General features: G+C 67.0%; 9 protein-coding genes. 7 read left to right on the forward strand and 2 right to left on the reverse strand.

Translation table 11 applies throughout. The annotated features are described in order from the left end of the window. Positions 1-9 precede the first annotated feature (9 nt). The gene (locus AC5Y46_RS15925) at positions 10-11,037 is read right to left on the reverse strand and encodes a type I polyketide synthase (RefSeq protein ID WP_499992105.1); all 11,028 of its coding nucleotides are present in this window, start codon (positions 11,035-11,037) and stop codon (positions 10-12) included. 377 nt (positions 11,038-11,414) lie between these two features. Between AC5Y46_RS15925 and AC5Y46_RS15930 the strand changes: the two genes are divergently transcribed. From AC5Y46_RS15930 to AC5Y46_RS15960, 7 genes are all read left to right on the forward strand, one after another. Continuing rightward, on the forward strand, positions 11,415-12,836 hold the full coding sequence (locus AC5Y46_RS15930) for a condensation domain-containing protein (protein WP_499992106.1): 1,422 nt from the start codon (positions 11,415-11,417) through the stop codon (positions 12,834-12,836). A gap of 9 nt (positions 12,837-12,845) precedes the next feature. Beyond that, on the forward strand, positions 12,846-15,839 hold the full coding sequence (locus tag AC5Y46_RS15935; RefSeq protein ID WP_499992107.1) for an MMPL/RND family transporter: 2,994 nt from the start codon (positions 12,846-12,848) through the stop codon (positions 15,837-15,839). A gap of 44 nt (positions 15,840-15,883) precedes the next feature. Next, positions 15,884-16,996, forward strand: a complete 1,113-nt coding sequence (gene pe / locus AC5Y46_RS15940; protein WP_499945171.1) for an acyltransferase PE — start codon at positions 15,884-15,886, stop codon at positions 16,994-16,996. Positions 16,997-17,039: 43 nt separating this feature from the next. Then, positions 17,040-18,089, forward strand: coding sequence for an NAD(P)H-dependent amine dehydrogenase family protein (locus AC5Y46_RS15945; RefSeq protein ID WP_499992108.1), 1,050 nt, complete (start codon positions 17,040-17,042; stop codon positions 18,087-18,089). A 167-nt stretch (positions 18,090-18,256) separates the two neighbouring features. Then, a complete protein-coding gene (locus AC5Y46_RS15950; RefSeq protein ID WP_499992109.1) occupies positions 18,257-18,712 on the forward strand; it encodes an MmpS family transport accessory protein in 456 nt (151 codons plus the stop codon). Beyond that, positions 18,709-21,612 carry an MMPL/RND family transporter gene (locus tag AC5Y46_RS15955; protein WP_499992110.1) on the forward strand — a complete coding sequence of 968 codons (2,904 nt, stop codon included), beginning with the start codon at positions 18,709-18,711 and terminating at the stop codon, positions 21,610-21,612. The genes AC5Y46_RS15950 and AC5Y46_RS15955 overlap by 4 nt, the downstream gene beginning before the upstream one ends. 75 nt (positions 21,613-21,687) lie before the next feature. Next, a complete protein-coding gene (locus AC5Y46_RS15960) occupies positions 21,688-23,214 on the forward strand; it encodes a PecA family PE domain-processing aspartic protease (protein ID WP_499945167.1) in 1,527 nt (508 codons plus the stop codon). Positions 23,215-23,222: 8 nt separating this feature from the next. Here AC5Y46_RS15960 and AC5Y46_RS15965 read toward each other — a convergent pair whose 3' ends face one another. Next, complete coding sequence (locus AC5Y46_RS15965; protein ID WP_499945166.1) at positions 23,223-24,053, reverse strand: DegV family protein; 831 nt, start codon at positions 24,051-24,053, stop codon at positions 23,223-23,225. Between the last annotated feature and the right edge of the window lies 1 nt (position 24,054).

The following is a 24,054-nucleotide window of genomic DNA, read 5'->3' on the forward strand; positions in this document are numbered from 1 at the left end:
CGCTGCGGCTCACTGCGGCTCCGTCGCGGGCGCGGCTTCCACCTCCGGTGCGGCAGCAGACTCGGCGGCACCGGATGCAGCGAGGAACTCCGGCAGCTGCTCGGCCAGGTATTCGGCCAGCGCCCTGATCGTCGGATAGTCGAATACCGCTGTGGCGCTGATGGTGAACGCGCCGCCGAACTGGCTGTACAACCGGTTGCGCAGTTCGACGGCCATCAGCGAGTCCGTGCCCAGGTCCAAAAACCGGCTGTTCGCGGACGGGGGTTGGGCGAGCCGAAGGAAGCCCTGCACTTCCCGTTGCAGATATTCGGTGAGGAAGTCGGCCCGCTGCGCCTCGGGTATGTCCTGCAACTGCCGCAGCAGCTCGCTGTCGCCGGGGGTGGCCGCGACAGCACTGGGCAGGACATGGTCGAGCAGCGGCGGGCGCGCACCACCGAGCATCTTGGCCGCCCGCTGCCAGTTCGCCTTGATCACCGTGGCCTGCCCGATCCCGTGACCGATGACCTCACTCAGCGCGTTCAGCGCGGCGGTGGGGTCCAGCGCGATCATGCCCTGGGCACCGAGATTGGCCCGCGCGGCCTGCGATGCGGCCATGCCGCCCTTGGCCCACGGGCCGAAGTTGACACCGGTCGCGGGCAGCCCCTGCGATTTGCGTTGCGCGACAAGGCCGTCGAGCAATGCGTTAGCTGTGGCGTAGTTGGCCTGACCCGGTGAACCCAGCACGCTGGACGCCGACGAGTACACGATGAAGAAGTCGAGATCGTCGTTCTCGGTCATCCGGTGCAGGTAGTGCGCGCCGAAAGCCTTGGGCGCCAACGTGGTGCGGAAACGCTCCATGGTCTGCTGCGGCAGCAGCGCGTCGTCGAGCACGCCCGCCAGGTGCGCCACCCCCGCCAGCGGCGGCAACTCGGCGCGGATCTGCTCCAGCAGCGCGGCCACCTGAGACTCGTCACCCACATCGGTGGCGAAGGTGTGGATCCGGCAGTGGAACCGCTCGGCGATGTCGGCGATCGTCCGGGCTGCGTCCGCATCGGGTGCGCGTCGGCTGGTCAACACGATGTCACCGGCCCCGAGTTGCGCCAGGTACGCGGCCGTGTGCAGGCCGAGCGCACCCAAGCCCCCGGTGATCAGGTAACTCCGATCACCGCGCGGAGCAAGCGAATTGGGCATCTGCACCACGATCTTGCCGATATGGCGCGCCTGCTGCATGCGGCGGAAGGCGGCCTTGGCCTCGGTCAGCGGATAGATCTCGGCCGGCACCGGTGCCCACTCGCCATTGCCCAATCCGTCCGAGACCTCGCAAAGCAGACGCTGGATGTGCGCCGGGTCGGCAACGATGGTCCCGTCCAGCGCCACGATCTCGTACTCGATGTCGGGACGCTCCGCCGCCATCTGCTCCGGCGTCCAGATGTCGCGCTTGGCGATCTCGGCGAACCGGCCGCCCTGAGCGGTCGCCCGCACGGTAGCGGCGACGAAGCCCTCGTTGGTGAGGCTGTTGAGCACCACGTCGACGCCCGCGCCCTGGGTGTCGGCGAGGATCTGATCCGCGAAATCCGTGCTGCGCGAATCGTAGACGTGTTCCACACCCATTCGGCGCAGCGTCGCGCGCTTGTAGTTGCTGGCAGTGGCGAAGACGACGGCACCGCACTGCCTGGCCATTTGCACCGCGGCCAGCCCGACACCGCCGCTGGCGGCGTGGATCAGCACCCGGTCGCCGGCCCGCAGCTTGGCCCAGTCGAACGCGAGCCGTGCGGTGAGCGCCGCGGCGGGAATGGTCGCCGCGTCCACCGCGCTCATCCCTTTGGGCACCGGCGCCAGCAACTGGGCCGGCACGTTGACCCGGCTGGCGAACGCACCCGGCATGAAGCCCATCACGCGTTGCCCGACTTCCAAACCGGTGACGTCGGAACCCAATTCGGCGACGATCCCGGACACGTCGCCGCCGATCGGTCCCGGGTCACCCGGGTAGAGGCCCAGCACGTTGAGCACGTCGCGGAAGTTCAGACCGGCTGCCTCCACCCGGATCTGGACTTCGTGTGCCTTGGGCGGCGACATCTGCGCCTCGGTGAGCCGGAGGTTGTCGATGGCACCCCGTTCGGTCGGCGCAAGGACGTAGTCATCCGAACGCGGCAGCGCCAAGTGGCCGCTGCGTGCCCACGGCATCAACCGTGCCACCAGGTACTTCCCTTGTCGCAGTGCGAGTTCGGGTTCTTCACCGGGGTTGGCGAGCAGGCGGGTGAGCAGACGCACGGCATCCTCGGACCCGTCGTGGTCGACGAGTCGGCAACGCAGGATGGGCTGCTCGGCGATGATGGTGCGGCCCAGCCCCCACAGCGCCGCCTGGACCGGGTCGACCGGCTCGCCGGGCTCGGTTGCCACGCCTCGTTCGGTGACGATCCACAGTCCGCGTTGGAGTTTGACCGACTCGTTCGTCAACGGCGTGTGCACCGCGGCGAGCAGCGCGGCGATCTCGTCCTCCAACCGCGCGGCGAACTCGGCGCTGGACTCCGCCACGTCCGGTTGCGTGTCGCTGCGCCAGACGATTCCCGAGATCGGCGCGCCGCTTTCCTCGGCCGCTGCGAACAGCCGCTGCCAATGCTCGGGATCGGTACTCCGGTCGGACACCAGGCAGCCCGGCAGGGCGGCGGCGAGCTTGTCGAAACCGGCCACCAGCAAGGTGGCGTTGTCGGCATCGGTCGCGTCGTCGGCCGGAGGCGGTACTTCGTGCCAGCCGACGGTGTACAGCAGCCGTGCGGCGTCGCCGCCGAGGCCACGCAGCAACGCTTCCCGCGGGGCGCGTTTGACGGTGAATTCGCGGATTCCGCCGAGGTGACGTCCATCTCGGTCCAGGAAGTCGAGATCGAATACCTGTGTCTCGCTGTCCGTTCCCCCGGCCTGCCAAGTGGCGCGGCAATAGAACCGTCGCGGCATGCGTTCCCGCAGCACCACCCGCCCGTAGCGCAACGGGAGAAACAGATCCGGCAGAGCCTGCGCATCCAGGGTCGCTGCCATCAGTGCGGGGAAGGCGGGAAAGGCGACACCGGTGCACAGGTCCAGCAGCACCGGGTGGATCGGTTCACTGCCGAGCTGTTCGGCCAGTTCCTCACCGACGACGACGTCGCCGATCGCCTCGCCGTCGCCGACCCACAGCGATTTCAGGGAGGTGGACCAGGTGGGCCCCCAGGCCAGTTCCATGTCGGCGAAGGTGTCGAACAGTTGTTGCGGACGGGTACGGCTCAACCGCTCGATGGCCACGTCCACCGTGTCCGCGGGATCGGTTGCGGGCTCCTCCTCGACACCGGTGACCACCGTTCCGTCGGCGTTCAACGACCATTCGGCTTCGCGCACTCCATACGGGCGGCTGTGCACCTTGAAGGTGTAGCCACCGCCGTCCTCCAGCGGATGCAACGTCAGCTGCACTTCGCGAGAGTGCTTGTCGGGCAGTATTATCGGCTCGTAGAAGAAGACATCCTGTACCCGCGCCGGGGGCCCGACCGCGGCCAGTGCCATCGCCGCGTAGGTGGCGCCGGGAACGACGACGGTGCCGTAGATGACGTGATCGGACAGCCACGGCTGCGACTTGACCGACAGCCGACTGGTGTAGATGACGTCACCGGACGCGAGATCTTTGGCGCTGCCGGCGATTCCGGAGGCAGCGGTACCCCCGACGTCGGTGCCCGCGATTGCCGAGGTTCTGGGCCAGAACCTACGACGCTGGAAGGCATAGGTGGGCAGTTCGAGTCGGCGCCGCGGTACATGTTGCAGCGCAGCGAAATTCGGCCGATGGCCGGAGACGTAGGCCGCGGCCAGCGCCTCGGCCATCTGACGTCGCGCGTCGGCGCCTTTGCGCAGCGACACGATGGCCCGGGGGGTCGCCGACGACTCCGGCCAGACCTGCAGCGCGGCCGCGGTCAACACCGGCTGCGGGCCGATCTCCATCAACACCGAGCAACCCAGCCCGGCCGCGGTGCGCACACTTTCGGCAAACTGCACGGGCTGACGGGAATGACGTCGCCAATACTGGGCATTGAGCGGGGTTTCCGCGGTCAGGACCGCACCGGTCCGATTGCAGACCAGCGGCCGGGTCGGCACGGCGAACGTCAGACCGGCAGCGTAGGACTCGAATTCGCCCAGAACCGGCTCGAGCAACTCCGAATGGAAAGCGTGGCTGGTCTCCAACCAGGTGCAGCGAATTCCTTCGGCACTGAATGCGGCGACGACCTGTTCCAGATCCTCACCGGGACCCGACAGCACGGTGTTGGGGCCGTTGTAGGCACCCACCGAAACCCGTGGGTACCTGTCGGCGACCTCCTCGACGTGTTCGGCCTCGGTGAATACCGCCACCATCCGGCCGCCCTCGGGCAGACTGCCGAACAGGCGGCCACGCTCGGCCATCAACCGGATGCCGTCTTCGATGCTGAAGACGTCGGCTACGCAGGCCGCCGCGTACTGGCCGACACTGTGCCCGAGCACCACGTCGGGCTCGACACCCCACGACTGCCACAGCCGCGCCAGTCCCATCTCGACGGCGAACAGCGCGGGCTGCGCAAAAGAGGTGTGCCGCAAGGTTTTCCCGGCTTCTCCGCCGGTTTCCCGATCGGTGGCGAACAGCACCTGCAGCAGCGGACGCGGCAGCATCCCGTCGACCGCTTCCGCGCAACGGGTCAGGGTCTCGGCGAAAACGGGTTCGGCGTCGAACAACTCGCGCGCCATCCCCGGATACTGGCTGCCCTGGCCGGTGAACAGCCACGCCGTCGTCGGAGGGTCGGTGCACTCGCCGCGCACCACCCCCGGACGCAACCGGTTGTCCGCCAGGTCCAGCAAGGACTCACGGGCACCCTGAACCGAGGCGTCTTTATCCAAGACCAGTGCCGCCCGGTGTTCGAAGTGCGAACGGCCGACCCCGGCGGTGAAGCACACGTCGTTGATGTCGACGTCTGGGTGGGCAGCCAGCCAGGACTCGTACCGCTGCGCCAATTCGATCAGCGCCTGCGGTGACCGCGCGGACAACGGCAACACGTTGACCGGTTCCGGCTCGACCGCCGGATCCGGTTCGGCGACAACGTCATCGGGGCGCTGTTCCGGTGCCGGCGCCTCCTCGATCAGCACGTGGGCGTTGGTGCCGGTGAAGCCGAACGAACTGACTCCGGCCCGGCGCGGCCGGCCGTTGGCCTGCCACGGCAACGCCTCGTCGACCACGCGCACCGGCAGGCTGTCCCACGGAATGTGCGGCGACGGATTCTGGAAATGCAGGTTCTGCGGCAGGGTTTCGTGCTGCAGCGACAACACGACCTTGACCAGCCCCGCGACCCCGGCGGCCGATTCGAGGTGCCCGATGTTGGTCTTCGCCGACCCCATCAGCAGCGGGCGGTTCGGATCCCGGCCCGCCCCGTAGACGGCCGCGGCGGCCTGCACCTCGATCGGGTCGCCCAGCGCGGTCCCCGTTCCGTGCGCCTCCAGGTAGTCGACGTCACCGCCACCGAGACCGGCACGCGCCAGCGCGGCGGTGATAAGCCGTTGCTGCGCACCGCCGTTGGGCACCGTCAAGCCGCTGGACGCGCCGTCCTGGTTGACCGCGGTACCGCGGATGACCGCGGCGATCCGATCGCCGTCCCGCACCGCGTCACTGAGCCGCTTGAGCACCAGGATGCCGCAGCCTTCGCTGCGCACATAGCCGTCGGCCGCGGCATCGAAGGTCTTGCACCGGCCGTCCGGGGAAAGCATCCTGGCCCGCGATGCGGCCACGATGGACGCCGGACTCAGCAAGACATTGACCCCGCCGGCCAGCGCCAGATCGCAGTCACCGGAATGCAGAGCCTGGCAAGCCTGATGCACGGCCACCAGCGACGAACTGCACGCGGTGTCCACGGCGACCGCGGGTCCTTCCAGGCCGAGCGCGAAAGCGACCCGACCCGCGATCGCGTTGAGCGCGTTGCCGGTGATGAAGTGGGCCTCGATCGTCTCGACCGTGTCGCTGGAAAGCAGATGCGAGTATTCGTTGGCCGCGACCCCGACGAAGATGCCGCTCCGGCTGCCGCGCAACGTCGCCGGCGAATACCCGGCCCGTTCCAGGCCTTCCCAGGCGATTTCCAGCATCAGCCGCTGCTGCGGATCCATCCACACCGCCTCACGCGGGGAGATGCCGAAGAATTCCGGGTCGAATCCGTCGATCGCGTCGAGATATCCGCCCGAGCGGGTGTAGATCTTGCCCGGGGTCTCCTGATCCGGGTCGTAGTACTCGTCGATGTCGAAGCGGTCGTCGGGGATCTCGCGGATCGCGTCGACACCGCCGGACAGCAGGTCCCAGTAGGCATCGGGGTCGGGCGCACCGGGGAAACGGCACGCCACCGCGACAACGGCGATCGGCTCGTCCGACGCATTCGCCGCCGGAGCCGACGAGGCCGCCGGGGCCGCGGATCCGGACGGCGCGGAGGCCGGTGCACTGAGACCCAGGACCTGGTCGAGCAGATAATCGGCGACGTCGGTGATCCGGGGATAGTCCATCGCCAAGGTCGCCGGCAGCTCTTTACCGACGGCCTGCTCGAGCTTGCGCCGCAGCTCGACGGCCATCAACGAATCCATGCCGAGATCGAAAAGACCGGCGTCCTCACGGATTTCGGCACCGTCGGTGTGGGTCACCTCTGCGACGGTGTCGCGCAGATGCTGCAGGACGATTCTCTTCCGCTGCTGCACCGGGGCCACGGTGAGTTGTTCGACCAGGCGGGTGGTTCCCGAGGAGGTCGGTGCCGATACCTGATCGGGCACCTCACGTTCCACCTCGGCCAGGAATGCCCGTTTGCCGGCCTGCTGGTAGAGCGGCAGGAAGCGCGCCCAGTCGATGCGCGCGACCACGCCCTGCGCCGCCGCGGCGGCCATGAATTCGGCCATCCCGGCCAGCGCGTCAGCGGGCTGTAACGTCTTGACTCCGCGCTGATCCAGCCGCGCGCGGGCGTCCTCGTCGGCCATCCCCGCCATCCACGGACCGAAGTTGACACTGACCCCGGGCACACCCTGCTCACGCAGCCGCCAGGACAGGCCGTCCAGGAATGCGTTGGCCGCGCTGTAGGCGGTTTGGCCGAAGCTGCCCCACACCGAGGCGATCGAGGAGGTGCTGAGGAAGAAGTCCAACCGGAGGTCAGTGGTGGCCTCGCTCAAATTCCAAGCGCCCCAGACCTTTCCGGCGAACACCCGGTCGACTTCGGAGTCGTCCAGGGCGCGCAGCGGGGTGGTGCCCATCTCGCCGGCGGCATGGACGATACCGGCCAGCGGCGGCAGCTCCGCCTGTAGCGTGGCCACCAGACGGGCCACGTCGTGCGGATTGCCGACGTCCGCCGTGACGATCCGGGATTCGCAGCCGAACTGTTCGCGCATGGCTTCGATGCGTGACTGCGCCGCCTCGCCGGGTGCGCGTCGACTGGTCAGCACCAGTTGCCGGGCACCGTGCGCCGCGAGATACCCGGCGATCTCCAGACCGACCGACCCCAGCCCTCCGGTCACCAGATACGTTGCGTCAGCGCGCAATTCGAGCGGTGTCGCGACCGGCAACCCGGCGCGGCGGGTCAACCGCGGCACATAGATCGCCTGATCCCGCAGCGCCAGCTGGTCTTCCGCACCGGGTACGGCCATGTGGTCGACCAGCCGAGTCCAGTCGTCGACCCCGTCGTCGGGCAGATCGGCGAGTCCGCCCCAGATCTGCGGATGTTCCAGGGAGGCGGCCCGACCGAAACCCCACAGACAGCTCTGCACCGGCGACACGGTGTCGGCGTCGGTGACCCGCTGCGCACCCTGCGTCAACAACCAGATCGGGGTGCGCAGTTCGGCGGCGGCCGCGGCGCGGAACAGGCGCCGGGTTCCGCTGAGCACTCGATGTTGCATCCGCAACAGCGACCGGGTCGACGGGACCCGGTCCGAGTCGAGCGCGGCCAGATGCAGGATCCGCAGCGACGGCTCTTCTGCTGCCGCAGCGCGCAACGCCGCTTCGGCCACCTGCTCGTCACCGTCCGAGAGCGGCAGAGCGAGAATCCGGTGGCGGTGCCCGCGCCCGGTCAGGGCTGCCACGAGGGGTTCGATGACGTCGGGTTCGCCACCGACCAGGAGCCAGCACGAGTCCTCACCGGTCTGCGTGGCCGCGGCCTTCTCCCACCGGATCTCATAGCGGGCGTCGGCGATGGACTGCGCACTACGTTGCCGGTTATGTTGCGCCGCAAGCTTGTTCAACACTTCGGCGGTCTGCTGGTTGCCGCCGGCGCCATCCAGCAGGGCGGCGAGTTCCTCGATCTTGCCGTCCTCGAGAAGCCGGACGGCCTCGGTGCGCGCGGCGTCCACCTGGTGCGGCGACGCGGCGGCGGCCACCCTTTTGTCCCGGAACCAGTACTCGCGGTGCTGGAACGGGTAGGTGGGCAGGTCCAGTTTGCGCGCCGGACGTTGCGCCAGGGCGGCGAAGTCGGGTAGGTGGCCTGCGGTGTAGGCGGTGGCGAGGGCTTCGGCGAGCTGGCGGTGGTCGTTGCCGTTGCGCCGCATCGACGCGATGGCCCGTGGCGCGGTGGCCGGGTCCGGCCAGGCCCGCAGGGCCGCGGCGGTGAGCACCGGCTGCGGGCCCACCTCCAACAGCAGGGCGCAGCCCAGGTCCGCCAGCGTGCTCACGCTCTTGGCGAATTCGACGGGCTGACGGGCGTGCCTGCGCCAGTAGGCCCCGTCGAGTCGCACGCTCCTGCCCAATGCCGCGCCGGTCCGGTTGCACACCAGAATGCGTTGCGGCGCACTGTATTCGAAGCGACCCGCGAACGCCTCGAACTCGTCGAGGACCGGGTCCAACAGCGCCGAGTGGAAGGCGTGGCTGGTATCGAGCCAATCGCACCGCACGCCGTCGGCTGTCAACCTGGCCACCGCCTGGTCGAGATCCTCCGCGGGTCCCGACAGCACGGTATTCGCTCCGTTGTAGGCCGCCACGGACAGACGGGGGAACTCGTCGGTGAGGCTTTCCACCCGTTCGGCCGCGGCGAAGACCGCCGCCATCCGACCGCCCGCCGGCAGGCTGCCGAAGAGTCGGCCACGTTCGGCAAGTAGCAACGCGCCGTCCTCGAGACTGAAGACGCCGGCGACGCAGGCCGCCGAGTACTGGCCGACGCTGTGGCCCAGCACCACGTCGGGTTCGAAACCCCACGACTGCCACAACCGGGCCAGGCCCATCTCCACCGCGAACAGGGCGGGCTGGGCGTAATTGGTCTGGCGCAGGGTGGATTCGTCGTCGACGTCGAATATCACGTCCAGCAACGGCTTTTCGAGTACGTCGTCGACCACGGCCGCGCACCGGGTCATCGTCTCGGCGAACACCGGTTCGGTCTCGAACAACTCGCGGGCCATCCCCGCGAATTGGCTGCCCTGACCCGGGAACACCCAGGCCGTCTTGGGTGCGTCGGCGCACACACCGCGCACCAGCCCCGGGGCCGGGCGGTCGTCGGCGAGGGCACCAAGCAACTCTCCGGCCGACTCCTTCGAATTCACCACCAACGCGGCCCGGTGTTCGAAATGAGTTCGTCCCGCCCCGGCGGTGAAGCACACGTCCGACAGGGCGGCTCCGGGATGCTTGGCCAACCAGGTGCGGTACTGATCGGCGATCTGGATCAGCGCGGCCGGGCTGCGTGCCGACAACGGAAGCACGTCGAACCGGCGGTGTTCGGGCTGCTCGACCGACTCGGGCCCCGCAACCGGAGCCGGGGCCGGGGCCTCCTCGAGGATGACGTGCGCGTTGGTTCCGGAGAACCCGAACGAACTGACTCCGGCAATCCGGGACGTACCGTTGCGTTCCCACGGGATGGTCTCTCGTACCACCCGCACCGCCAGCCGGTCCCACGGGATGTGCGGCGACGGGTTCCGGAAGTTGCAGTGCTTGGGCAGTTCCCCGTGCTCGAGGGCCAGGATGACCTTGACCAGGCCGGCTACTCCCGCCGCGGCTTCGAGGTGACCGATGTTCGTCTTCGCCGATCCGATCAGCAGCGGCCGGTCGGCCTCGCGTCCGTCGCCGAACACCGCGCCCGCGGCTTGGACCTCGATCGGGTCACCCAGCGATGTCCCGGTTCCGTGCGCCTCCAGGTATCCGACGTCGCGCGGTGCCACCCCGGCGCGCTGCAGCGCCTCGCTGATGCAGCGCTGCTGGGCGACACCGTTGGGCACCGTCAACCCACCCGAGGCGCCGTCCTGGTTCACCGCGCTGCCCCGGATCACCGCGCGGATCCGGTCACCGTCGCGGATCGCGTCGGCCAACCGTTTCACCACGACGACACCGCAGCCTTCGCCGCGTACGTACCCGTCGGCGGCCGCGTCGAAGGTCTTGCACCGGCCGTCCGGAGCCAGCATGTGCGCCTGCGAGAACGTGATCATGGTCGCCGGACTGATCAGCACGTTGGCGCCGCCGGCGAGCGCGAGATCGCACTCCCCCAGCCGCAACGCCTGGCAAGCCTGGTGGACCGCGACCAACGACGAACTGCACGCGGTGTCCACGGTGACGGCCGGGCCCTGCAGCCCCAGCCGATAACTGATCCGTCCCGCGCCGGCGGCACCCGCTGTCCCGATGGCCATGTAGGCCTCGATCTCCGGGTAGTCCAACTCCGCGGAGGCCATCCCCAGGTAGTCGTGGGTGGACAGACCCACGAACACACCGGTCTTGGTGTTGGCCAACGACATTGGGGCGGTGCCCGAATGCTCCACGGCGCGCCAGGCCGTCTCCAGCAGCAGTCGGTGCTGGGGGTCCATCAGCCGGACTTCGCGGGCGGACAGCCCGAAGAACGGTGCGTCGAACCCGGCTACGTCGTCGATGAACCCGGCCCGGCGGGTCGCCATCTTGCCCGGCGCGTCAGGATCGGAATCGAAGAATTCCTCGACACTCCAGCGGTCCGGCGGCACCTCGGAGATCGCGTCCCGCCCCTGTCGCAACACGTCCCAGAACTCGTCCGCATCGGCAGCGCCGGGAACGCGAATCGCGTAACCGACTATCGCGAAACCCGAGGCAGGCTCGACCGGGTTCTCGACGGTTGCCATGCATGTGTCCTCTCTGCCTGGAGTGCGATCGCTCCGAGCGCCCTGGGCTGGCCTCTCGGCGCCGGGCTTCGTAGCCACGAACGGTTCGTAGCCGAGTGCATCACCGCCGCTTGGTTGCGCGGCAGGATTACTCCCAACGGCAAGTATTACAACGAAGGACGCTGTACCGGGTCGGCATCACGCGATTGGCACCCGCTGCAGTGCCGATTCATATCCACGTCATACCGGTTGACACTTTAGCCGTCCCCGCGAGCCTGCTCCGGGCCACTCGCGATCGGTCGCGTGACCGCGCATTTCGCCGGCGGCGCACGGCCAAGGGTTATCTTGATGTCGCTACCGGCGGGCCTGTCTAAGCGGTCCCAACCAAGGAGAATTCATTGCGTATCGGGAAGATCACGATCGGCTCAATCAACGATTGGGCGGTGCGCCCCGGCGTAGTCACCACCTGGCACCCGACCGCGGAGGCGCGCGAGAAGGCGCGTCAGGCGCCGGTCAGCCCGGTGCCGGTCAGTTACATGCAGGCGCAGCATCTTCGTGGGTGTTATGAACGTCCCGCCGCCGGGCTCGACTACTCGCGCCAGATCATCGCCACGTGCGAGGTCCCGGGCGAATGCGACATCAGCGTCATGGACCGTGCGCTCAACGCCTATCTGCGCCGGCACGACACCTACCGGAGCTGGTTCGAATACCACTCGGACGGCGACATCGTCAGGCGCACCATCAGCGATCCCGCCGACATCGAATTCATGCCGGTGGACCACGGCGAGATGACCGTCTCGCAGATTCACGACCACGTGGTGGCCACGCCGAATGCGTTCGAATGGGGTTGCTTCACGTTTGGCATCGTGCAGAGCGAAAACCACTTCACCTTCTACGCCTGCATCGACCACGTCCACGGCGACGCGACGCTGATCGGGATCACCATGCTCGAGTCGCACGGCATGTACACCACGTTGACGACAAGCGGGCAGACCCTCGCCTTGCCCGAGGCCGGCAGCTACGACGACTTCTGCGTGCGGGAGCGCGAGTACACCTCGACGTTGACCGTCGATGCACCGCAGGTCCAGGCCTGGATCGACTTCGCCGAGAACAACAACGGCAGCCTCCCCGACTTCCCGCTGCCGCTGGGTGACCCGTCGACGCCGTGCACCAGCGATATGGTCACCGAGATCCTGATGAACCCCGAGCAGACGGTCCGGTTCGAGTCGGCCTGCACCGCCGCCGGCGCCCGCTTCGTCGGTGGCCTGTTCGCCTGCATCGCGCTGGTGGAACACGAGTTCACCGGTGCGGCCACCTATTACGGACTCACCCCGCGCGACTCCCGCACCGGTGCGGACAATTTCATGACTCAGGGATGGTTCACCGGGTTGGTGCCCATCACCGTGCCGATCGCGGCGACATCGTTCGGCGACGCGGCGTGGGCAGCACAAGCATCCTTCGATTCCGGCCTGGACATGGCACGGGTGCCCTATTACCGCGCCCTGGAATTGGCCCCTTGGCTGAGTTGGCCCCGCCCTAACTTCCCCGTGACGAATTTCCTGCACGCCGACGCCGCGCCGCTCAACGCCGTCCTCGCCGCGGCCGACATGGGATATGCGGACAGCATCGGCATCTACGGCGACGGCAGGTATTCCTACCAGCTCACCATCTACGTCTTCAAATACGGGGAGGGCACCGCGATGGCGGTGATGTACCCGGACAATCCGGTCGCCCAGAAATCCGTAGCCCGCTACATGGAGGCGATGCGAGCCGTGTGCGCGCAGGTCGCCGACAGCGGACACTGGGGACGCGTTGCATAGGAGGACGAAATGCGACGGCTAGCAGATCTGGTGGTGCGGTGGCCCTGGGTGGTGATCGGACTGTGGGTCGCGATCGCGGTCGCGCTTCCGCTGACGTTGCCTTCCCTCAACGAGATGGCCGAGCGTCACCCGATCGCGATCCTGCCCGAGGATGCGCCGTCAAGCGTCGCCGCCCGGCAGATGACCGAGGCGTTCCACGAATCGGGTTCGGAAGACCTGCTACTGGTGGTGCTGACCAACGAGCGCGGCCTCGGTCCTGCCGACGAAGCCGTTTACCGCAAGGTGGTCGACGCGCTGCGCCAGGACACCCGCAACGTCGTGATGGTGCAGGATTTCGTGAGCACTCCCGCCTTACGTCCCGCCCTGACCAGCAAGGACCGCAAATCCTGGGTGCTGCCGGTGGGCCTGGCAGGCGAACTGGGCACTCCCAAGTCCTACGCCGCCTTTAACAAGGTCTCCGACACCGTCGGGCACATCGTTGCCCAAACGCCGGCCGGAACCTCGCTGAAAGTGCATCTCACCGGACCCGCGGCCACCGTCGCCGACCTCACCGCAGCCGGTCAGCACGACCGGCTGCCGATCGAGATCGCCATCGGCGTCCTGGTGCTCCTCGTCCTGCTGGTGGTCTACCGCAATCCGGTGACCATGTTGCTGCCGTTGATCGCCATCGGGGGTTCGCTGGTGATCGCCCAAGCCGTGGTGGCCGGTGTCTCGCAGTTGACCGGTCTGGGGGTGTCGAATCAGTCGATCGTCTTCCTCAGCGCGATGATCGCGGGCGCGGGGACGGACTACGCGGTGTTCTTGATCAGCCGTTATCACGACTATGTGCGCTCCGGCGCGGACTGCGACGATGCGGTCCGCAAGGCGCTGGTCTCGATCGGGAAGGTGATCACGGCATCCGCCGCCACGGTGGGAATCACCTTTCTCGGGATCAGCTTCTCGCGGATGGGGATCTTCTCGACCGTCGGGGTGGCGTCGGCGATCGGGATCGGTGTGGCATTCCTGGCTGCGTTGACCTTGCTGCCCGCGATCCTGGTGATCGCCGGTCCGCGCGGCTGGGTCAAGCCGCGCCGTGAGCTCACCGCCCGGTGGTGGCGGCGTTCGGGCATTCGCATCGTGCGGCGCCCGACGTCGCACCTGGTTGCCAGCGTGCTGGTCCTGGCGATCCTGGCCGGCTGCGCGGGTTTGGTGCGCTACAACTACGACGACCGCAAGGCCGTGCCGGCCTCTGCTCCCAGTTCGATCGGTTATGCCGCCCTGGAGAATCATTTCCCGGTCAACCAGTCCATCCCGGAATTCATCCTGATCTCCTCACCGCATGACCTGCGCACGCCGCGCGCGCTGGCCGACCTGGAACAGCTGGCCGAGCGTGTCAGCCAACTGCCGAATGTCGCTGCGGTCAGCGGCGTCACCCGGCCCACCGGGGTCGTGCCGGAACAGTTGCGGGCCACGTATCAGGCCGGAGCCATCGGGGCTCGGCTGGGCGGTGCCTCAGATTTGATCAGCGACCACACCGACGACCTGAATCGCCTGGTGAACGGCGCCGATCTGCTGGCGACCAACCTCCGCGACGCCCGCGGCCAGGTGACCCAGATCGTGTCCAGCTTCCAAGGATTGATCGACGAGTTCGCCTCGATGCGAAGCCAATACGGGGGCGACAGGCTGGTTGCGGAAGTCGAGACCGCCGCCAAGCTCGTCAACAGCGTCAACGCGCTGGGCAATGCGATGGGGCTGAACTTCATGGCCGTACGAGACATGTTCGGCTGGATCGGACCGGTACTAGCCGCCCTGCAGAACAACATGGTGTGCAACGCGGACCCGTCCTGCAGCAATACCCGTGCCCAGTTCGAGCGCATGATGCAGGTGAGCGGCGACGGAAGCATCGACCGGATCAACGATCTGGCCCGACAGATGCAGACGTTCCAGGATCGGCAGACCCTCGATGCGACGGTAACGCGGTTGCGCGCAACGCTCACCCAGTTGAACAAGGCCGTGCATGCGGCGGGACTGGATCAGCCCGGTGGAGTCCAGGGCGGCCTGACCAAACTCCAACAGGGCGCCGACCGCTCCGCGGGTGGCAGCCGACAGTTGGCTGACGGGGTGGAGCAGCTCGTCGAGCAAGTCAAACAACTGGGCGCGGGGCTGGGTGAGGCGTCGGCGTTTCTGCTGGCGATGAAAGACGAGGCGGCACAACCGTCCATGGCCGGCTTCAACATCCCGGCTCAGTTGCTGCAACTGGACGAGTTCAAGAAGGCCGCCAAGATGTTCGTGTCCCCGGACGGGCACACGGTGCGGTATCTGGTGCAGACCAAGCTCAATCCGTTCAGCGCCGAGGCGATGGATCAGGTGGATACCATCACCGCCACCGCCCGGGGCGCCCAGCCGAATACCGCACTGGCGGACGCCAAGGTCTCGATGGCGGGATACCCTGTGACGCTGCGCGATACGCGCAACTACTACGACCATGACATCCGGTTCATCATCGCCGTGACCATCATCGTCGTACTGCTGACGTTGATGGCATTGCTGCGAGCCGTGATCGCTCCGCTCTACCTGGTCGGCACCGTGGTGATCTCGTACCTGTCTGCGCTGGGTATCGCTGTGTTGGTCTTTCAATACCTGCTGCACCAGCAATTGCATTGGAGCGTGGCACCATTGGCCTTCGTGGTGTTGGTCGCGGTGGGTGCCGACTACAACATGCTCTTCGTCTCGCGCATGCGTGACGAGTCGCCACGCAGCATGCGGTACGGCGTGATCCGCGCGCTGGGCTCGACCGGGGGCGTGATCACCGCGGCAGGCTTGATCTTCGCCGCTTCGATGTGCGGTCTGTTGTTCTCCACCATCAGCACCGTGGTGCAGGGCGGCTTCATCATCGGTGTCGGCATATTGCTCGACACCTTCGTGGTGCGCACCGTGCTGGTCCCGGCGGTCGCTGCGCTGATCGGGCAGGCCAGCTGGTGGCCATCCCGGCCGAGACCACGCCGGGTCGGCACGGACGCGTGACGTGTGACAGACTACGAACCGAATCGAGCAGGCGAGGAGTAGGGATGAAGAAACTACTCGCGGGGGCTGTCGCGCTGGCAATGACTTTGGTAATCGACTCTGCCGCAGCATCTTTCGGCACACCGGTTGCCAGAGCCGACGAAACGCCGCTGGTTCCGACGCCGACGGACGAGTTGGCGTACGCCCTGGGCGGCGCGCACGTCCTGGGCATCCCGTACGACGAATACATCCGTCGCGAGGGGGCTGATTGGCTCCCCACCCGGCGCCGCCAGATCGTCGACTACCCCGCAGGCCAGGTCCAGGGCCACGTCCTGGGACGCCTCTTCCCCGGCATCGCCAAGCTGGACGAGATGATGCCCGGGTTGGGCGCGGACGGTCCGAGCGTCGGCGAATCGGTCCTGGTCGGCGCGGACAATCTCACTGCGGCGATCGGTCGAGGCGGTCCCGGCACCGTGATCGGGTTGTCCGAGGGTGCGCTGGTGCTCGACGAAGTGCAGGCACGGCTCGCCACCGATCCCAACGCTCCGCCGCCAGATCACTTGACATTCAACACGTTTGGTGATCCGGTTGCTCGGCACGCGTTCGGCGAGAGTTTCCTGACCGCCATGTTCCCGGTCGGCAGCATCGTCCCCGCGCTCGACTATCCGGTGCCGCCACCGGTCGAGAGCCAGTACGACACCAGGATGTTCATCTCCGCATACGACTCGATCGCCGACTTCCCCGACCGGCCGGACAACTGGATGTCGCTGGCCAATACCCTGGTGGGGCTGATGACCGGGCACACGGCGGTCGCGTTCACCAACCCCAGCGTGGTGCCGCCGCAGAACATCCGGAGCACGGTCAACTCCCGCGGTGCGACGACCACCACTTTTCTGATTCCCGAACGGCACCTTCCGCTGGTGCTGCCCTTCCAATATCTCGGGGTCGACGAGGGGACGCTGAACAAGCTCGACACGGTGCTGCTGCCCTCGGTCAACGCCGGCTACTCCCGCAACGACGACCCGCTGACCGCTCCGGTGCAGGTGGACCCGGTCAACGGTTACGACCCCGCGGCTGTCACCGCCCCGGCCACTCAGGCCACCTTCGGCGGCGGCGCGGATCCGATCTCACAGATCCTGTCCGGTGCGATGTACGCCTTCAACCAGTGGCAACACTGACGCCGGGGCGGCCACCCACTGCCGCAGTGCGGGTCAGCGCCCGATGAGCGCCGACCGTCGGCTGCGGGTCATCCAGTGGACCACCGGCAACATCGGGCGACGGTCGCTGCACGCGATCATCGGACGGCCGGACATGGAACTGGTCGGGGTGTATGCGCACGGTGCTGACAAGGTCGGTCTCGACGCCGCCGATCTGGCCGGCTGGCCGGAGCCGACGGGTGTGCACGCCACCAGTGACGTCGACGCGCTGATCGCGTTGGGTGCCGACGCGTGTTGCTATAACCCGTTGTGGCCCAACATCGATGAGCTGGTGCGGCTGTTGGAGTCCGGGGTCAACGTATGTTCCAGCGCGGCCTGGATCACCGGCGGCAAGCAGACACCGCAGGACCGCGAACGCATTCTGGCGGCCTGCGCGAAAGGCAACTCCACGATCTTCGGCAGCGGCGCGCACCCCGGTATGACGAACATGGTCGGCATGGTGCTCAGCGGTGCCTGCGAGCGCGTCGACGAGATCCGGATCACCGAATCGGTGGATTGCTCGACCTACGAATCGGCGGAAACCCAAACAGCCATGGGCTTCTCGCAGTCGCCCGACACCCCCGGACTGGCCGAGAGCGTGCGGCGGGAAAGCGAGGTGTTCGCCGAGTCCGCGGCCATGATGGCCGACGCGATCGGCGCGCGACTGGACCGGATGACTTTCGACGTCACCTTCACCGCCGCCACCGGCGACTCCGACCTGGGCTTCATGACGATCCCGGCGGGAACCGTCGCCGGCGTGCACGGCTACCACCGCGGCTGGGAGGGTGACCGCAACGTCGTCAGCGTCGGATTCAACTGGACCATGGGCGATCACGTCGTCCCGCCCAAACCGCTCGAGCACGGACATGTCATCCAGGTGTTCGGCCTGCCCAACATGCGCACCGTCCTGCACTGCCTGCCGCCCCGGGACTGGAAGGAACCAGGGTTCATGGGCCTGGGCATGATCTACACCGCCATGCCGGTGACCAACGCGGTCCCGGCGGTGGTCGCCGCTCGTCCGGGCATCGTGACGCTGGCCGACCTTCCGCCGGTCACCGGTCGCCTGGCGCGCTGAGACTGTGTCGTCCGGCACATTGCGGTCACCCCGAGGAACGCTTCCGTGCACTAAGGGTTAGGGTACTTAGCCGAGCAAAGATTTCCGCGCCGCCGACGGGTGGGTGGGAAGCAAGCTCTCCGATTGGGTGTTGCAACCCCAGTATCGGCGTGCGAAAGGCAGTGACGATGAGGAATGGTTCGGTCACGGGCACCGCAACCCGCCTGCTCAAACGAATCTGGATACCGCTGGTTCTGGTGGTTGTCCTCGCCGTCGCGGGTCTGGTCGTGTCGCGCTTGCACAAGGTCTTCGGCTCCGAGGACCTCAACGCGAATGCCGGTGCCGGGATAGAGATCGTGCAGTTCAACCCTAAAGTCGTGGTCTACGAAATCTTCGGGTCGTCCGGGGCCACCGCGAACATCAACTACTGGGACGCCGACGCCAACACCCACCAGGTGAACTCGGCAGCACTGCCGTGGTCGGTCACGATCTCCACGACGTTGCCTTCGGTAAGCGCCAACATCATGGCCCAGTCCGACGGCAGCAACGTCGGCTGCCGCATCACGGTCGACGGAATCGTCAAGGAAGAGAAGAAGTCTGGCGGCGTCAACCCGCAGACCTTCTGCCTGGTCAAGTCCGCATGAGCGGCGCAGAAGACACGCGGGACGCGACCACCGGCCCGATCGCTGTGCAGCCCGCCGAGGCCCCGCCGCCCGCCGAACGACCACACCGGCCCGCTATCCCCCACTTCATCCGCATCTTCGCGATTCCGATCATCCTGGCCTGGGTGTTCGTCACGGTGCTGGTGAACGTCGCCGTCCCCTCCCTGGAGGTCGTCGGCGAGCAGCATTCCGCACCGATGACCCCGTTGGACGCGCCGTCCATGCAGGCGATGATGCGGCTGGGACACAACTTCAAGGAGTTCGACTCCAACAGCACGGTCATGATCGTCCTGGAAGGCGATGCGCCGCTGGGTCAGCCGGCGCACGACTACTACGACAACCTGATCCGCCAACTGCGCGAGCAGCCCAAGCACGTCCAGCACATCCAGGACTTCTGGGGCGACCGGCTGACGGCCGCCGGAGCCCAAAGCGCCGACGCCAAGGGCGCTTACGTGATGCTGAACCTGGCCGGCAACCAGGGCACCACCGAGGCCAACGATTCGGTCGAAGCGGTGCGCAAGGTCATCGACAAGAATCCGGCACCACCCGGGCTGAAGGTTTACGTCACCGGCCCGGCCGCGCTCAGCGACGACATGCACGTGATCGGCAACGCCAGCCTGGCCAAGATCACCCTGTTCACCCTGGGCGCGATCGCCATCATGCTGCTGCTGGTCTATCGCTCGATCGTCACCACACTGATCCAGCTGTTCATGACGTTCATCGCGCTGGCTTCGGCGCGCGGAGTCGTCGCGGTGCTGGCGTACAACAACGCCTTCGGGCTCACCACGTTCGCGGCCAACATCCTCACCATGCTGGCGATCGCCGCCGGCACCGACTACGGGATCTTTCTGGTGGGCCGGTATCAGGAAGCGCTACGCGCCGGCGAGGACCGGGAAACCGCCTACTACACGACCTTTCGCGGGGTTGCGCCGGTGGTGCTGGGGTCGGGCCTGACGATCGCGGGGGCCACCTATTGCCTGAGCTTTACCCGGCTGCCGTGGTTCAACACCATGGGTTGGCCGGTGGCGATCGGGATGCTGGTGGTGGTGCTGGCCGGTGTGACGCTGGGCCCCGCAGTGGTGCTCGTGGGCAGCAAGCTGCACCTGTTCGAGTCCAAGCGCGCCACCGGGCAAGGACGGCTGTGGCGGCGGGTCGGCACCGCGGTGGTGCGTTGGCCCGCACCGATTTTGGCGGTCAGTACCGCGATCGTGCTGATCGGCATGGTCGCGCTGCCGAGCTTTGTCACGAGCTACAACGACCGCTTCTACCTGCCGACCTCGGCCCCGTCCAATCAGGGACAAGAAGCTGCCAACCGGCACTTCTCCGAGGCCCGGATGAATCCCGACATGCTGATGGTCGAAGCCAACCACGACATGCGCAATCCGGCCGACATGCTGGTGCTGGACCGAGTGGCCAAGAACGTCATGCGCACGGTCGGAATCGCCATGGTCCAGGACATCACCCGGCCGTTGGGCATTCCAATCCAGCACAGCTCCATACCTTTTCAGAACAGCATGCAAAGCCAGACCACCATGCAGAACATGGCTTTCCTGCAGGACCGGATGGCCGACATCACCAAGATGGCCGACCAGATGCAGTTCATGATCGAGACCATGGAGCGCATGTACAAAGTGACGCAGGAGCTTTCCAGCGCCGCCGACGACAGCGCGAGGACCACGGCCGAGACCGCCGAGATCACCAACCGGTTGCGTGACCACATCGCCGATTTCGACGATTTCTGGCGCCCGATCCGCAGCTACTTCTATTGGGAGAAGCACTGTTTCGACATTCCGATCTGCTGGTCGTTGCGCTCGCTGTTCGAGTCGTTGGACGGATTCGACCAGCTGGCCGGGCAGTTCGACGAACTCACCAAGGACATTCAGCGCACCGCCGCGGCCACGCACCAGATGTTGGTGCTGATTCCGCCGATGATCACGACGATGAAGACGACGAAGGCGCTCACGCTGACCATGCAGGCCACCTTCTCCGCGATGCTGGACCAGATGAAGTCGTTGAGCGATACCGCGGTGGTGATGGGGCAGAGTTTCGACCAGTCCAAGAACGACGACATGTTCTACCTGCCGCCGGAGGCGTTCGACAACCCGGACTTCCAGACCGGCCTGCGGATGTTCCTGTCGCCGGACGGGAAGTCGGCGCGGTTCTTCATCACCCACCAGGGCGATCCGATGACCCCGGAAGGGATTTCGCGCGTCGAAGCCGAGCGGACCGCTGCACAGGAAGGACTCAAGCAGTCGTCGCTGTCCGACGCCAAGGTATACCTCGGCGGCACCGCCGCGACATTCAAGGACATGCACGACGGCGCCAAATACGACCTGATGATCGCGGTGGTGTCGGCGCTGACGCTGATCTTCATGATCATGCTGCTGCTCACTCGCAGCGTGGTGGCGGCGATGGTGATCGTGGGCACCGCGGCCAGTTCGATCGCCGCGTCCTTCGGGTTGTCGGTGCTGATCTGGCAGGACCTGTTCGGCATCAAGATCCACTGGATCGTGATGGCGTTGTCGGTCATCATCCTGTTGGCCGTCGGGTCCGATTACAACCTGTTGCTGGTGTCCCGGTTCAAAGAAGAGATCCACGCCGGGCTCAAAACCGGGATCATCCGGTCGATGGCCGGAACCGGTGGTGTGGTGACCGCGGCGGGTCTGGTCTTCGCGTTCACCATGGCCTCGATGCTGGGCAGCGACCTGCGGGTGCTGGGTCAGTTCGGGTCGACGGTGTGCATCGGTCTGCTGCTCGACACCCTGATCGTGCGCACGTTGTTGATGCCGTCGATCGCCACGCTGCTCGGGCGGTGGTTCTGGTGGCCCATGGTGGTGCACCCGCGCGGGGACAACGCTCTGGTACATGCCCGGCGGGCCTAGCTGCGCTATTCGGCACACCAAGTAAGCCGTTGCCGGTTACTCTCTTGAGTGATTGACGCGACGAGGAGGCCGGGCATGTCATTTCTGCTGGTTTCTCCTGACCAATTCGGTTCGGCGACAACTGTTTTGGAACGCATCGGTTCGTCGCTGCATTCAGTCAACGCCGCGGCGGTCGTTCCCACCACCGGCCTGGTGGCCGCCGGCGCCGACGAGATCTCGGCCGCGGCGGCGACGTTCTTCACCGAGCACGGGCGGCAGTACCAGGCGGCGGCCGGGCAGTTCGCCACGTCCTACGAGCAGGTCGTGCTCAGGCTGCTGGAAACCGCACGTGCTTACGCGGACGCCGAGATCGCCGTTGCCAATCACCTGGTCGCCAGCGCGTCGCACTTCGTCAACGACCCCATCCTGCAGATCACCGGACGCCAGCTGTTCGGCGACGGCGCGAACGGATACACCGACGCACAAGGCGTGGGAACCCCAGGCGGGCCCGGCGGGTGGTTGTTCGGCAACGGCGGCACCGGCGGCGTCAGCGTCCGATACGGGGCGGCCGGCGGCGACGGCGGCGCCGGCGGTCTGTTGTTGGGCAACGGCGGCACCGGCGGACGCAACCTCTACGGCGGCATGCCGGGTGGCGACGGCGGGTCCGCCGGTCTGATCGGTATCGGCGGCACCGGCGGAGCCAGTGGGCCGGGCGGCGTGGGCGGGGCGGGCGGTCGCGGCGGGTTGCTGGGACTGCCCGGCACCGCCGGAATCAGCACCGCGCTGGGGCCGAACCAGACGCTGATCCATCCCGGCCAGTGGGGCAGCCCGATCGTGAACATCTCGGTCGGCGGCGGACCGAGTGTGCCCGTCACCGTCGACTCCGGCGCCAGCGGTCTGGTGGTACCGCCGCAATTCGTCGATCTGACCAAGCTTGGTACGCCCATCTCCTCCGGCAATGTCACGTACGGTGGGACCGTCTTCGTCAGCTACCAGACGTATCAGACGACAGTGAACTTCGGGAACGGAATCGTCACCGCGCCAACGACTGTCGGCGTCGCCACCTCGGCGTATGTCGGCACTCCTGCAAACCCGATCCCGGTTTCGTCGCTGCCGGCCTATCTCGGCGTGGGCCCCAACAACGACTTCCCGTTCAGCAGCCCCGTGAACGCCGCCTTGCCGGCCAACATGAATCAGGGCGTGCTGATCAATCTGCCCCGCGGTCTGCTGGAGTTCGGGCCCAATCCGCTGCCCCCGCTGGTCGAGATGGACGGTGCCCCGAGAACCGTTGTGCAGGTGCAGATCAACAACGAATTGCCGCAAACCGTGGGCGCATTCATCGATTCCGGGGGCGAGCTGGGCGCGATCCCACAGTCATTGGTGCCGGGCCTGGCGGTCGGCAACCACCTGCCGGCCGGGACAGTCATCACCGTCTCCACGATCAACGGTGTGCCCCTCTACACGCAGACGGTCACCGCGGCCCACAGCCCGTTCGTCGTCGCGTCGGCGACGCCCAATAATTTCTACGTCTTCAACACCGGGTCCTACCCGTTCTCACAACTGCCCATCTACATCTGGAACAACGACGCGGTGGGTACGACGGTGTTCGTCCGGCAGATCTGACGCGAAATCTATTCGGCCAGTTGCAGACACACCGCCAGCGCACCCGCACCGACATGCACCGCCAGCACTGGACCCAGTGGTGTGACGATCGCCGGCTCCGCCGCCGGTAGCCGGTCGGCCAGCATCGCCGCCACTTCGCGTGCGCCGTCGGGATTGGCGACGTGCAGCACCGCCAGCGACGCCGCGCGCTCCCCCACCACCTCGCAGACCTGGTCGACCAGCGCGGTGACAGCCCCCTTGGCGGTGCGGATTCGTTGTGCCAGAACGAGTTTTCCGGCGTCGACGTGCAGCAGCGGCTTGAGTGCCAACGCCGTGCCCAGCCACGCCTTGGCGCCACCGATGCGTCCACTGCGGCGCAGGTTGTCCAGTCGCTGCACGATCATGAACGCGTGCGTGCGGTCCACCGCCCCGGCCGCGGCGGCGGTGACGGCATCCAGATCGACACCGGTGGCCGCCGCCCGGGCAGCGGCCAACGCGATGAAACCGGTCCCCATCGCCGTCGACCTGGAATCGACGACCCTGACCGCCGAGCCGAACTCCTCAGCGCTCAACTCGGCGGCACGGCAGGTCCCGGACAGATCCGACGAGATATGGACTGCCACAACGCCATCGCCGTCACTGGCCGCCAACGCCTCCCGATAAGCCGCGCACAGCTCGGCGGGGGTGGCGGCAGCGGTGGTGGCGTGGCGCTTGTGGATGTCGTCGGGGACCTCGTCGACGCCGTCGCGCAGATCGGCGCCGTCGAGCAGGATATGCAGCGGCACTTCGCGTATCGCCCACTTGTCGCGCACCTCGGCCGGTAGCCGCGCCGCGCTGTCGGTGACTACCACGACCGGCATG

This window comes from Mycobacterium sp. NGS59, assembly GCF_059812345.1.